Source organism: Paenimyroides ummariense (assembly GCF_900115115.1).
GTDB lineage: Bacteria > Bacteroidota > Bacteroidia > Flavobacteriales > Flavobacteriaceae > Flavobacterium > Flavobacterium ummariense.
In genome coordinates this window covers 29,797-42,233 of record NZ_FOVI01000024.1, presented here as the reverse complement: position 1 = coordinate 42,233, position 12,437 = coordinate 29,797, and the positions used below count along the sequence as shown (strand labels likewise).

The window sequence follows — 12,437 nt, the reverse complement described above, 5'->3', positions numbered from 1 at the left end:
ACGTAGCGAGTTAGGCGTAAAACGAACACTTGATGAATTTGGAATACCACGAAGTACGTTTTACAAATGGTATAACAATTATCTTAAAGCAGGTTATGAAGGTTTAAAACCAACTAAAAGGCTAACTAACAGACAATGGAACAGTATACCGGAAGATCAGAAAAATCTTGTAGTTGCATTAGCTTTGGAACATACAGAATTGTCCGCACGTGAACTGGCATATAAAATCACCGATGAACAAGGTATCTATATTTCAGAGTCAAGCGTGTACCGCATCCTAAAGCAACGCGGGTTAATTGCAGCGCCAAATCATATTTTAATTGCTGCATCAAATGAATTTAAGGATAAAACCCAATTTGTTCACCAAATGTGGCAGACCGATTTTACTTATTTTAAAATCATAGGCTGGGGCTGGTATTATTTAAGCACTATTTTAGATGATTACAGCAGATACATTATTCATTGGGAGCTATGTGATTCAATGAAGGCTGATGATGTAAAAAGAACCGTGGATGCTGCAATTGCAAAAGCACGTTTAAAGACAAAGCGAAAACCAAAACTCTTATCAGACAACGGACCTTGTTACGTATCTAACGATCTAAAAAAATATCTGAAAGAAGATCTGGGTATGAAACAGGTTCACGGAAAACCCATGCATCCGCAGACCCAAGGTAAAATTGAACGCTATCACAGAACAATGAAAAATGTGGTAAAACTCAATCATTTTTATCATCCGGAAGAATTAATCGATGCTTTAAGTGATTTTGTTAATCATTACAATAACAACAGGTATCACGAATCTTTAGAAAATCTGACTCCCGCAGATGTATATCATGGAAGATCTGATAAAATATTAGAAAAAAGAAATGAAATAAAAAACAGCACAATTCAGAAAAGAAGACAATTGTACAACCAACAAAAATTAATAAATTTATAAACTAAACACTAAATTAGTTTCTATCTTTAACTGTCTAATTTACTTTGAAGACGTACAGGTAATGAGAGATATCACGTTATTTCACTATCGCTTAGAATCTTACTGATACTATTAAAAGATAATTCTTCAGATATTACAATCAAACCAAATTTAAAATTAATTTATCACTGTTAACCATTAATTATCACTACCTTGTATAGTGTTTTTAGATCTTCTAAAAGTAGCAATAATAACAATATCAACAATGATAATATGAATACAGAAGCAGACGGTAAGGATAGCGGTTTAGAAGAACTTCAGCAACTTACAGAACTTTTATATATTTCGTATCTTTTAAGTCTTAAAGCTGCTGAAAATATTCAAGTACAGAAAAAAGAATCTTTAACTTTTCAGCTTCGGAACATCAAGAAATTTCTGATACAAATTCAGGAGCTGCAGAAACGTTTAGAGATAAAGTGCCAAATTAGTTAAGGCACCAGTACCTATTAGCTTATAACGAGTACTTGCAGGCATCTATAAAATAACATTTTATTTATTTTTTTATAATGTAAATAAAAAAAAAATTTACTTGCCCCTTGCTTAAATTGAAGTTTACTTATAAAAAAGAGGTTGCAAGTTTTTACGGATGTCTTTTACAAAACTCTCTGCTGATTTCTTTTTTGGTGTTGCCATAATTAAAGTTACATTTTTTATGAAAACACTCCTTTAGTTTTTCTTACAAAATGTCTACCTTTTGCTGACGATTTACAAACTATAATTTTTGCAGTATTTTGTAAATTATTTCCCTTGTACCCATTCCACTTATATCATCAACATGAACCTCATTCTTATCGTTATAGACATATTTTAACTCGCCTGACCGGTTATAAAACCTTACCAGTAACATATCGAATTTTTCAAATAAGCCCAAATCTGTAAATTTATCCAATATTGATTTATTATGATGTTCCGTATTTCCCAACCCGGTCATATCGAACCTATAGTGTTGATTTTTTTTAAAATCTTCAGAATAGCGCAAACTATTTAATATAATTTCTTCAAAGCTCAGTTTTTCATTAATATATTCAAAAACCTGCTCTTTAGTTTTTTGTTTCAATTCTTTTAAAGTTATATCGTTTTGCATAAAATATGTTTTAAAGTATTAATTCTATTATATCATTAAAAAAAGCGGGTGATTACCCGCTTTTTTTATTCCAATATTTGTTTGACTTTTAACAAACTATTTCTGATGTTTGTTAATCATGTCAATAACCTCTGACCTTCTTTTATTAATACGTTTTTCAATACGGTTTAATAACTCATCTTCCTTACCGGGTTCAAATTTTAAGTCAGCGTCTGTCAATTGTGAAAATTGTTCTTTTAACTTTTTTGACGATTCATCCCAATTTGTAATTTTGAAACCTTGTTTTGGAGTATTTTCCATAATTAAAATATTTAATACAACATAATTGTTATATATGTAAATGTAGGGCTATATTAATGTAACAATCACAACAGTATGTTAATTAATTAAAAATCAGAAAAATAAAAACAAAAATTACAGTTTTGGTATATACAACCTGATTTAGTGCTAGACGGTATACAAGTTAGACAGGCATTTGCAGGGCGATATTTTGATGCTTCGGCGAGCTCAGTGACCATACTTCGACTCTTCGACTAACTCAGCAACCTCCGCCCTCCTACTCCTTTGCATCCTTCTAATTGCTATTGTTGTGATTCGGCATCGATCAGCAAAGAAAAAATATGAGCATCCATACTATCTTCAGCATCTTGAAACAATAAAAACGTTTATTGAAGAAGTAAACAGTTTAAACGATTATGTTACCTGAGTAGCGCGAGACGGTATTAAAAGCCGATATGCATTGGTAGGGCGGGATGCAATTAGATAAAAACCATAGCGCCTTTGCTTTACCTTGCGTTCGGCTTCTTCCCACTTAAACCAAAACGGAACTACGATGCAGTTGAAAGATTTTCCTGAAACTTGTCACATTCCTATCTTTGAAATTGTTTAACTCTAAAAATCAAACAATGAACGATTTAAACATATTGAGAAAAAAACTATTTCCTTATGCTTATAACATCTTGGGAAATATAGACGATTGTCAGGACGTAATTCAGGAGGTCCTGATAAAATTCAACGAAAAAGAGGTCAGTTCAATTTCTAATCCAAATGCGTATCTGATAAAATCGGTCATCAACCAAGCCATAAACCTAAAAAAGAAAAATGACAGAGAAAGGCAGCAAAAAATAAGATTGCCTGAACCAATAGTTACCAATCAAAGCGAAAGTACGATTGAACTAGACGAGATACTCAATTATTCAATACTTGTTTTACTTGATACTTTGAACACAAAAGAAAGGGCAGTATTTCTGCTGAAAGAAGCATTTGATTACGAACACGTTGAGATTGCTGAAATATTAGAAATTTCGACAGAAAATTCACGACAAATACTCACAAGAGCAAAGAAGAAACTGAAGTTACGGAAACCAGAAATCACAAGTTCGTCCGCAAAAGACCGGAAATATATCGAAAAATATGTGTGCGCAATCCGTAAAGGCGATGTTAAAACATTGGAGCAAATGCTGTCTGATGAAGTGCAGGTTTTGGCAGATGCAGGAAATAAATTACAGGCTATTGCTGAACTGACTTCGGGAATTGAGAATACAATTAAACTGATGACCTACGTTTATGAAAATAATCAAAAAGACCTTGAAATTAAAATAGAAGAAGTTAACCATCAGTCTGCATTACTGTTTTACAAAGGTACAACTTTGATAAACTGCCAAATATTTGAGCTAAACGCAGAAGGGAAAATTACAAGTATTTTTTCTGTAGTTGACCCCGACAAACTGATGAAAATTTAAAAACTTATATACTTTTCTGTCACGTTCCGCAACTTGAAATTGTCTTACAAGCAATAAATAAATTTTACAGACATGAAAGAATTTGTATTGATCTTTAGATTAAAAGACATTTCCGATTTCAGACCAACACCTGAACAAATGCAGGAACGTATGTATTGGTTAACAGAAATTGCTTCACAAGGCAAACTGGTGGACAAAGGCAACACTGTATTGCCATTTGCAGGAAGTGCAAAAATCATACATTCCGACAAGGAAGTTACAGACGGAGTTTATGCCGAAAATAAAGAATTTGTTAGCGGTTATGTTGTGGTAAAGGCCGAAACTATTGATGAAGCAGTAGAAACCGCAAAAGCTAATCCGATCTTTCATCAAGCAGGCGGAAGCATTGAAGTTAGAGAAGTTTTAAAAAGGGATTAAAACTTAAGAAAACAAAGAAGAAACCGCCTACGTTGTGAGGCGGCTTCTTTTCATTATCTTAAAAAAACTTGATAACATCTATATAAATTTGACCAATTAAAATCAACCCGTGCAAACAACCATACTTCGATGTTTCGATAAACTCAGCAACCACGGGCTCAGTGACGGGGGAATGGTGAAATTAGGTAATTGGGAATTAGGTAATTGTTGAGTCGGTGATGTGTTGAACGTTGAATTGATTATTTGTGATAGGGATATCTGGCTTTGTGATCTCCATTGCACTAAGATATATATTCCGGATTTCTGTTCTTTTATGACTAAAAGAACCAAAAGTCTTTTTTTTGCGGTCAAGTTTTTAGCGGTCAAAATCTTGTTTGTTGTCTAGCCCATCGCGGTTCGACACTTCGGCAAACTCAGTGACTACAAGCTCACCGACCTACCGATGTGTCTTAACGACAGCTGCACTGTTTTGAGTCTCGCTTAAAGCTTTAATATCGCTTTAGATTCGTGTGAGTTGATTATTATGTTTTTTGATTTTGACAATTCTTCGTATTTCTTTTCATACTCTTAAAGATAAAGAGCACTAGAATTGTGTCTTAACAAAGTTAGCAACTCCAGACATTTAGATGTCTCAGTTTTGGACATTTTATGTGTTTTTTCTTCTTAAGAATTTGTAAATATTTTTCAACTACTAAATTATAAAAAAGCCAATGCTTATAACATTGATTTTTTGAGTCGCTTTGTAGTTTTCATAGATGCAAAACAAAAGACCGCTCCATACTTTTAAATTTGTGCGATACCTTTTGCATATCCTTTCCAACTTTCTCATTTAATTATTTTCACAATTTTAAATAGCATCAAGTTGCAAAACTAAATTAAATAACAGAAGTTTACCTCTCCAAAAAATCCCCCAAATCATCCTCTTTCCCTAATCCAAACTTCTGTTTCAGACGGTATTTAAACATACGGACACTTTGTGGTTCTACGTGCAAAGCCTGAGCAATTTGCTTGGTGCTCATTTTCAGGTAGAGATAGGTGCAGTATTTCAGATCAAGTGGTGTTAATTTCTGAATTGCTTTCTCATTCAATCGGCTAAAGAAATCAGGATGTAGCTCCTGTATCTGCATTTTGATGTCTTCATAATCTGTCTGTAGGAGCATTTCTTCCTTAATGAGTTTCTGGATATGATTTGCTTCACCGTTATTTATTTTATCCTGAATCTGTTTAAGCGTGTCGTTTTTTCTGTCAATTATCAGGGAATTTGTCAAGGCTTCTTTTTCCAATTGCTGCCGCCTTAAATCCAGTAATTCCTGTTCGGCTTTCAATCTCGCTTGTTCTTCTTTTTCCAACTTAAGCTGCATAGTAGCCTGCTGTGCCTGATCTTCTTTTTCCTGAGCCAATTTTTTTTCACGTTCTATGGAATATCGCAGGCGGAAATGGTAAGATACGAACATAAACAGGAGTCCGAATAACAGCGCAATCGCAATTCCCCCGTAGAGATAATTTTGCCGCTTCCTGAAATTTTCTCGTTCGGTCAAAAGTTCTAGTTCACGGTCTTTTTTTTCGGTTTCATACTGCACCTCTAATTTCTGTGCATTGAAAAGTTGTTGTTCGTTGAACGATTTTTTTAATAAATCTTCTGCCCGTTGCTGATAAGTTAATGCTGATTTATAATCTTGTTTTTTGAGAGCAATATCTGCTAAATCACGATTGATGGCATATTCTAACCTAAAATGGTTTCCGCTGGCACTCATTAATCTGTTAAGTCCCTGCAAAAGATATTGTTTGGCAAGCCCCCAATCTTCTTTTTGTTTTGCAAATCCACTTTTAATGCCAAATATATTACCCCATTTATCAGCAAAAATTTCATTATTATCCAGTTTTTGTTCTGCTAGTTTAAGGTATTCAAATGCTTTTTGCTCTCTATATTCCAAAGATTCAACGGAATGATCTAAGTAATAATTTGCCAAATTAATACACGTAATCACGTATGTATTAACACTTAGTTTATCCGGCTGCTTTTCCAATAAAGCAAAAGACTTATTCAAATAATGATAACTGCTGTCTAAAAGGTTTCGCTCTTTACTTTTTTTGTACCTTGTCAGGTACATACTTGAAATACCGTTGTTTACATTCGTCTGTAAGTTGATGTTGTTTGCTTTGATAGCACAGTATCGAGCCTGATGTATATAATGTTTCATCTTTTCGCTGTTGTCCCATTTGCTGTAAGCACCATACAGCAAATAATTCAGATGGTATTTGGTAGAAAGGTCGTCCTCATTGTCTTCCAACTGTTTTAGTCCGTAAAGAGCATCCTTTACAACTGCATCCGGCAGATTAAGTGCATTATTCAGGAATGCTTTAGCTCTGTACGCCACGGCTAAAGATGTTTTTTTCTTCGACTTCTCTGCATTTTCCAAGCTTAAATCAATGAGTCTTTTAGAAAGTAGAAGACTGTCCATCGAAGTATATATGCTACTTTGGTAAGCATAGAGATAAGCTAAATCAGCGGGTGAAGTAGTGGACTTAATGCTGGCATCCAAAATCTTAATGGCTTCTTTTTGCTGGTTGTGCAATTGAAGATTGTCCAGTTTATCCAAAATTTTTTGGGTATTGGAATTGATGTGCTGAGCACTAAGCCTTGCACATACCAGAAGAGCAAATATTGAATATAAAATATATTTAAATCTCATACAATTTCTATATACATACTCCTACAAAGTAATAAAAAAAATGTATCACATCCCAATCAGGCACCATTAAAACTGATTGAGATTTTATTTTCAATATCCTGAAAACAAACTAATTAAATCACTTGTAGATGCTTTGTATATACACTTCAAAAAAGTGTAGATGGTTTGTTAAGCAAAATAGAACATCAATTCTTAAGAATCTTTCGATCTTTGTTTAAGAAAAATTGAAAAAATTATGACACCGAAAGTACTATCTATTTTAAGTTACCTTGGAATTTTATGGCTCATTGTTTTTTTGGGGAAAAGACAAGCGAAACGATCTTAGCAAATACCATTTAAAGCAAGGTTTAGGACTATTCATCACTACTGTTATTTTTAACGTTTGCGCAGGAATACTATTATCCATAGTGCAATCGCTTACATTTGTTATGGGTGTCATCGGTTTGGTTTTTCTTATACTTATGATATTGGGTATCATAACAGCAGCCAATGAAGTGAAAAAACCATTGCCAATAATCAGTAAATTATTTGAAGACAAATTTAATTTTATCATGTAATAGTCGTTTCGAAAAATATCATAACAACTACAAATAATATAAAAATGCCACATCTGCTCTATATAATGTTTTATTGCGTTTATTCAACGGCAGTGTTTGGACAAGCTAATCCCGAAAACCAAAAATTTGCCGTCGAGAAAGAGCGTGTAGTTGACAATGAAAAGATTTTTACCGATAAAGAGATAAAACAATTAGATAGTATTGTAAATGACTGCTGGGAGAAAGGAATTGCTGAAATAGCCATTGTAACTATTGATAAACGCCATACTGACAAAGCGCATTTTAACCAATATGTATTTAATAATTTGACAGGATATGCCCAGGGAGCGTATGGAAAAAACAATGGAATAGTCATCGCTATATCCAGACAACTCCGTAAAATACGTATCCAAAATGGCTACGGTACAGATAAACTCATGAGCGATGAAGCCACAAAAAAGATCATTGACGAATATTTTAGACCCGAATTCCAAAAAAATAACTATTTCGAAGGCACATGGAACGGTCTCAGTGCCATCATCAGTTATGTAGAAAAGAAAATACAGCAATACGAATATAGTGACGTATCGTCTATTTTCCGTCCTTCGCTGTTTCAAAAGATCAGTGGATTTGTACTGGAAAACGGAACTCCAAAAACTTTCCGCAATCTTGATAGTGATAATCCGTCATACAATTTCACATCACTCGACGTGTTTCTCGGTCCGGCAAGGAAAAATGCTTTTGTTTTGAAAGATTTTTTGGAAACCGATTACTATGAAATGACTATCCGGGATAATGATGGCAAACATTACCAGTTTATCTGTTTTGATGAGCATGTGCCTGAGCAGACATTTATAAAAAAGAATATGCAAGTCCATCGGGTATATTGGCTTAAACCGGGAAATCGATTGATTTCTAAGGATGTATGGCCTTTGCTCTATCAGATAGAGGATGAAATGACTCAGAATTCAGCAAGTTCCAATGCTAAAAAGTTCACTGATTACGATTGGCAACTAAAGCAGGAATTCCATCCGATGGAACGCATATACACGAACGTTGGTCGTAATGAAACCATTGCGTTCATTGAAAGCAACTTTTTTATCAACGGAGAAAAGAAAGGTACTTTTGAGATCAACGAAAATAAACGAATATTATCCATTTTGATGGATGAAAAACAACGTCCCTCATTCGCCATTTTTAAAATGGAAGACCGCTATTATTATCATTACCATTTCAATAAAACCGAACGGAAACTCTATCTGATTCCATTGGATGAAAAAGAAGGTCATGATCTTATTTCGGTAGAGGGATCCACACTTGTATTTGAAATTTTAGAACCATAAAAAAGAATCAATATGTTTTTTGTAATCAATAAAATAGAACAGGTAAGCCATCGTACCGATGGTCTGCATAATCCAAAAAAATCGTCTAACCCAATGGTATTGGGTATATACCGCACACAATCGAGAACGGCACTTTTTACCGTTTATTCCAAAAAGGCCTATGGTGAATTTTGGGATGATGTAGAGCGAAAAAAGATAGCCAGCCGCTATTGGACATTCGAAATGAAAGCACTTGCCAAGCAAAAAGTAGCGGAAGCACCTAAGCCTCCTTATATTTTTAAGCTGACCATTATAGGATGGATCTTCGTAGCAATAATGATAGCCACTATGGGATTGATCGTTTATCAGGAAACAAAGCCCCCGGTCCCTAAATCGGCAGCGTATGTGGCTATGGAACAGGCTCCTGTGGTTGGGGATATTTATCTTGGCAGGTATGAAGTATTTAAAGAAGCAGGGGAACGCATTGCGTCGGAAATCGGTTTTGGTTGGTTTAAGGTGATCAAGGTCGAAGGAGATATGTATTACATGGCAAAATCGACTGAAATGAGCAAAACGCATAAACCAAAAGGAGAATTGAATAGTACCGATTTTGAAACTGAAAGCACCCCGGTGAAGATTACCGAACAAGTAGGTTATATGATTAATATGAAAGCTACAGACGATAAGATGGAAATATATATCACAGAAAAGAAGTAAGATGTCTGCGAAAAAAATAATGAGTATCATTGCATTAGTCGTGATCGGCGGCATCGGGCTTTTGGTCTTTATCATATTCACAACGGTAAAGACCAAGTCCACAAGCATTAACGAGTATGAGCCGTTCAAAGAATGGGTAGGAAAAACAGTAACTTTAAACAAAGAAACAGCATTATTCAAAGACAAGCAAAAAATGAATCCAAACAGGGATTATTCTTATATGCTGCTGGATAGCCTGCATCCGAAATGGCAATATCTTGAAGAACAAAAAGCGATTGGCGATTTAGTGGAGATCACCAGGTTTCCGGAAGGAACGATACTGAAGTTTGAAAAAGCCATTCAATACACCAATGGTGTGTCGGGTTTCTCTTATCCTACCATATTTGGAAGCATAACCAGCAATGGAAAAGAATATAAAACAGGTTATCAATGGGGAGAAATGGATATGGCGAAAAAGTTTGACAAGGTAGAAAAGTGCTGGCAATTTCACCAGGCTCCGTGGCAAAAAGAAAAGGATACGGCTTTTTATGCCTTGCCAACTGCTTCACTTTGGTAATACCAAAAAAGTAAAAATACTAATTAAACAGCAAGCAGCAGTAACGATTTTTGGGAAGAAAATCAGCTATTGAAGTAGCTGTTTATAAAATTAAAATATATGAAAAAGTTTTATAAAAAAGTTCAGTACGTAGCGGTGCTGGTATGTGGGATTGTATTTACCTTAAGTATATTTACCGCTTGCAATAAAGATGATGATGAAGTTTCAGAAACAGAAGACTTCACGAAAAGATTGACACATTTTTCTATTTCGTCAAACAGAGCAGATTATGATTACGATACAGCAACTTTCTATTATGAGTATGATGAGCTGGGACGTCTATCTGCTATAAACAGCTACACTACATTTCAGTTTTTCTATATTGGCAATAGCAACTTTCCAGAAATTTTAAGACGGATTAAAAGACCTGACAGACCTAATCAGTACGAAGATTTTAAAATGATATACAACGAAAACAGAATTCCTATACAAGTTCAGAAAACAGGTACTATTGGCAATGATTATACACAAAACATTACCTATAATAACCAAAAAATTTCGTTTACCATTGGATCTACAAATTATGTGATAGAAGATCCTGATATTGATAAAGGTACATTTTCGAAATATAAACGAAATAATATCTCTTACACCTTTCAATATGCATCAGATTTAAAAAATGGGCTTACGCAACAACACCGTTTGGATTTGTTTATGGCATTGATAGACCCCTCGTTCAACTACTCGCTGTCGTATCTTACCGGGTATTTCTTCTCACAAAACATTATTAGGGCTTTGGATGAAGCTCCCTCTCCAAACAGTGAGCATATCGAGATTGAGAAATCGCACGATGGATATATCACCAAACGAAGGTTTATTACATCCGGTGGAGATGTTTATACAAGTATTTATTTTTATGAATAATTGAAATTCTGTTTTAGCATAAAGTGGTAATCTTCTAAGGGAATTGTAAGCTAACTATCAGCGGTAGCTGATTGTGTGAAACCGTAACCGTATCGGTCAATAAAAGAAACATTGTGTGTTACAGGCTTGCCACAAAAGACCGTTCCATACCCTTAAACTTACGTGATACCTTTTGCATATCCTTACCGACTTTCTCGTTGAGAATTTTTGCATAAATCTGTGTGGTAGCAATATTTTTATGCCCTAACATTTTGCTCAAACTTTCGAGCGGAACGCCCTCGCTCAAAAACAGCGTGGCAAACGTATGGCGTGCCAAGTGAAAGGTTACTTTCTTTTCTTTCAGGCAGTCAATCAGTTGGGATATTCTTCTCAAACTATCATTACAGATAGTGTTTGACGGAACAGGAAAAACCTTACCGTCCTTTGATAGTCCTGCATATTTTTCGATAATCATTTTGGGAATATCCAACAGCATTACATTGGACCATGTTGCTGTTTTTCTCCTGCGTACAATAATCCATTGGTTACCGTCAAAGAACTCTTGGATATTACTGTTTTTAAGTCCTTTTATATTCGAATACGAAAGCCCCGTAAAGCAACTGAAAACAAACAAGTCTTTAACAAACTCGTCTTTCTTTTTATCGCAGTTAAACGTTACAAGCTGTTCCAATTCATTCCGTAACAGATACCCCCTGTCTTTGTCCTTTTTGGTGTTCTTATTACTCGCTGAACGGACTAAAAGTGAGGTGCTTTCTGTTCATTGCCAAACGGCAAAGCGTAGTAAAGCCAATCATATAATTCCAAATAGTATTATGATTTAGGGTTAAATCGTCACGTAAATAGTAGTCGAAATCCTGTATAAAATTAGAAGTAAGGTTGTTAAACATTACATCGGTATAACCGTATTTCACAAGGGCAAAATTCCGCAAGTGCTTTAAAGGCGTTTTATACCTGCGATATGTGCCTTGTACCCGAAGTCCGCTGTTTACCTTTTTTTCAAAGTCAGCTATAAACTGTTCGTAGAATTTGAAAAAGGTTAATTCTCCGCTTTCCATTCCGAGAAAGGTATTTTTAAGTTTTGCACTGTTTACCGTCCCCTCATTTTTTTGGATTTTAGAATAACATTCCTCAATACCAAAACGGATTTTATCAAGTTTACCGTTTATCTCTTGGGCTTCTCGACTTTTGCCGAAAACCCTGCCGTATTTCAAATCCCAATTCGATGCAGAAATATCCAACTTGGTGCTGAATGCAGACTGTTTGCCGTTTACGGTAATCCTGCACATAATCGTAACCTTTCCGTTCTTCTTCGGGGCATTCTTTTTAAGGTAGAACAGCACCTTAAACGTTGATTTTTTTGTCGTTTCCATACTCACAATTCTTAATGATAAAATTAAACCTATGTGAGCCACGGAACAATATGAAAAACTATGCAGAAAGCTGAAATATAGTTTCTTAAAACTATTTTTCCTAATGTTTAAAAGTAACGTT

The 12,437-nt window shown here is 34.8% G+C and carries 11 protein-coding genes and 1 pseudogene; 8 read left to right on the top strand and 4 right to left on the bottom strand.

Going from position 1 to position 12,437, the window contains the following annotated elements; genetic code table 11:
* Window positions 1-937: IS3 family transposase (locus tag BM253_RS14010; protein ID WP_091525549.1), on the top strand; the 937-nt coding region annotated here is incomplete at its 5' end.
* A gap of 252 nt (window positions 938-1,189) precedes the next feature.
* Entirely contained in the window at window positions 1,190-1,408 is a 219-nt protein-coding gene (locus tag BM253_RS14005; RefSeq protein ID WP_143095674.1) for a hypothetical protein, read from the top strand.
* Between the two features lie 280 nt (window positions 1,409-1,688).
* Here BM253_RS14005 and BM253_RS14000 read toward each other — a convergent pair whose 3' ends face one another.
* A complete protein-coding gene (locus BM253_RS14000; RefSeq protein WP_091525545.1) occupies window positions 1,689-2,060 on the bottom strand; it encodes a hypothetical protein in 372 nt (123 codons plus the stop codon).
* 96 nt (window positions 2,061-2,156) lie between these two features.
* A complete protein-coding gene (locus BM253_RS13995; protein ID WP_091525543.1) occupies window positions 2,157-2,360 on the bottom strand; it encodes a CsbD family protein in 204 nt (67 codons plus the stop codon).
* 605 nt (window positions 2,361-2,965) lie between these two features.
* Between BM253_RS13995 and BM253_RS13990 the strand changes: the two genes are divergently transcribed.
* Window positions 2,966-3,802, top strand: coding sequence for a sigma-70 family RNA polymerase sigma factor (locus BM253_RS13990; protein ID WP_091525541.1), 837 nt, complete (start codon window positions 2,966-2,968; stop codon window positions 3,800-3,802).
* A 72-nt stretch (window positions 3,803-3,874) separates the two neighbouring features.
* Window positions 3,875-4,219: a YciI family protein gene (locus tag BM253_RS13985; RefSeq protein ID WP_091525538.1), complete on the top strand. Its 345-nt coding sequence runs from the start codon at window positions 3,875-3,877 to the stop codon at window positions 4,217-4,219.
* 890 nt (window positions 4,220-5,109) lie between these two features.
* On the opposite strand, the gene BM253_RS13980 is transcribed toward BM253_RS13985, so the two are convergent.
* Window positions 5,110-6,819 carry a hypothetical protein gene (locus tag BM253_RS13980; RefSeq protein WP_143095673.1) on the bottom strand — a complete coding sequence of 570 codons (1,710 nt, stop codon included), beginning with the start codon at window positions 6,817-6,819 and terminating at the stop codon, window positions 5,110-5,112.
* 694 nt (window positions 6,820-7,513) lie between these two features.
* Here BM253_RS13980 and BM253_RS13970 point away from each other — a divergent pair.
* From BM253_RS13970 to BM253_RS13955, 4 genes are all read left to right on the top strand, one after another.
* Complete coding sequence (locus tag BM253_RS13970; RefSeq protein WP_091525534.1) at window positions 7,514-8,791, top strand: TPM domain-containing protein; 1,278 nt, start codon at window positions 7,514-7,516, stop codon at window positions 8,789-8,791.
* Between the two features lie 12 nt (window positions 8,792-8,803).
* Window positions 8,804-9,487, top strand: a complete 684-nt coding sequence (locus BM253_RS13965; protein WP_091525532.1) for a hypothetical protein — start codon at window positions 8,804-8,806, stop codon at window positions 9,485-9,487.
* 19 nt (window positions 9,488-9,506) lie between these two features.
* Window positions 9,507-10,043, top strand: a complete 537-nt coding sequence (locus tag BM253_RS13960) for a hypothetical protein (protein WP_143095672.1) — start codon at window positions 9,507-9,509, stop codon at window positions 10,041-10,043.
* Between the two features lie 99 nt (window positions 10,044-10,142).
* Window positions 10,143-10,946, top strand: a complete 804-nt coding sequence (locus BM253_RS13955) for a hypothetical protein (RefSeq protein ID WP_091525528.1) — start codon at window positions 10,143-10,145, stop codon at window positions 10,944-10,946.
* Between the two features lie 118 nt (window positions 10,947-11,064).
* On the opposite strand, the pseudogene BM253_RS13950 reads toward BM253_RS13955, so the two are convergent.
* A pseudogene (locus tag BM253_RS13950) lies at window positions 11,065-12,316 on the bottom strand (site-specific integrase).
* Between the last annotated feature and the right edge of the window lie 121 nt (window positions 12,317-12,437).

Bases quoted from the DNA above. Each gene is read 5' to 3' on its own strand.
- BM253_RS13960 (WP_143095672.1), top strand. From the start codon at position 9,507: ATGAGTATCATTGCATTAGTCGTGATCGGCGGCATCGGGCTTTTGGTC.
- BM253_RS14000 (WP_091525545.1), bottom strand. From the start codon at position 2,060: ATGCAAAACGATATAACTTTAAAAGAATTGAAACAAAAAACTAAAGAG.
- BM253_RS14005 (WP_143095674.1), top strand. From the start codon at position 1,190: ATGAATACAGAAGCAGACGGTAAGGATAGCGGTTTAGAAGAACTTCAG.
- BM253_RS13990 (WP_091525541.1), top strand. From the start codon at position 2,966: ATGAACGATTTAAACATATTGAGAAAAAAACTATTTCCTTATGCTTAT.
- BM253_RS13985 (WP_091525538.1), top strand. From the start codon at position 3,875: ATGAAAGAATTTGTATTGATCTTTAGATTAAAAGACATTTCCGATTTC.
- BM253_RS13995 (WP_091525543.1), bottom strand. From the start codon at position 2,360: ATGGAAAATACTCCAAAACAAGGTTTCAAAATTACAAATTGGGATGAA.
- BM253_RS13970 (WP_091525534.1), top strand. From the start codon at position 7,514: ATGCCACATCTGCTCTATATAATGTTTTATTGCGTTTATTCAACGGCA.
- BM253_RS13955 (WP_091525528.1), top strand. From the start codon at position 10,143: ATGAAAAAGTTTTATAAAAAAGTTCAGTACGTAGCGGTGCTGGTATGT.
- BM253_RS13965 (WP_091525532.1), top strand. From the start codon at position 8,804: ATGTTTTTTGTAATCAATAAAATAGAACAGGTAAGCCATCGTACCGAT.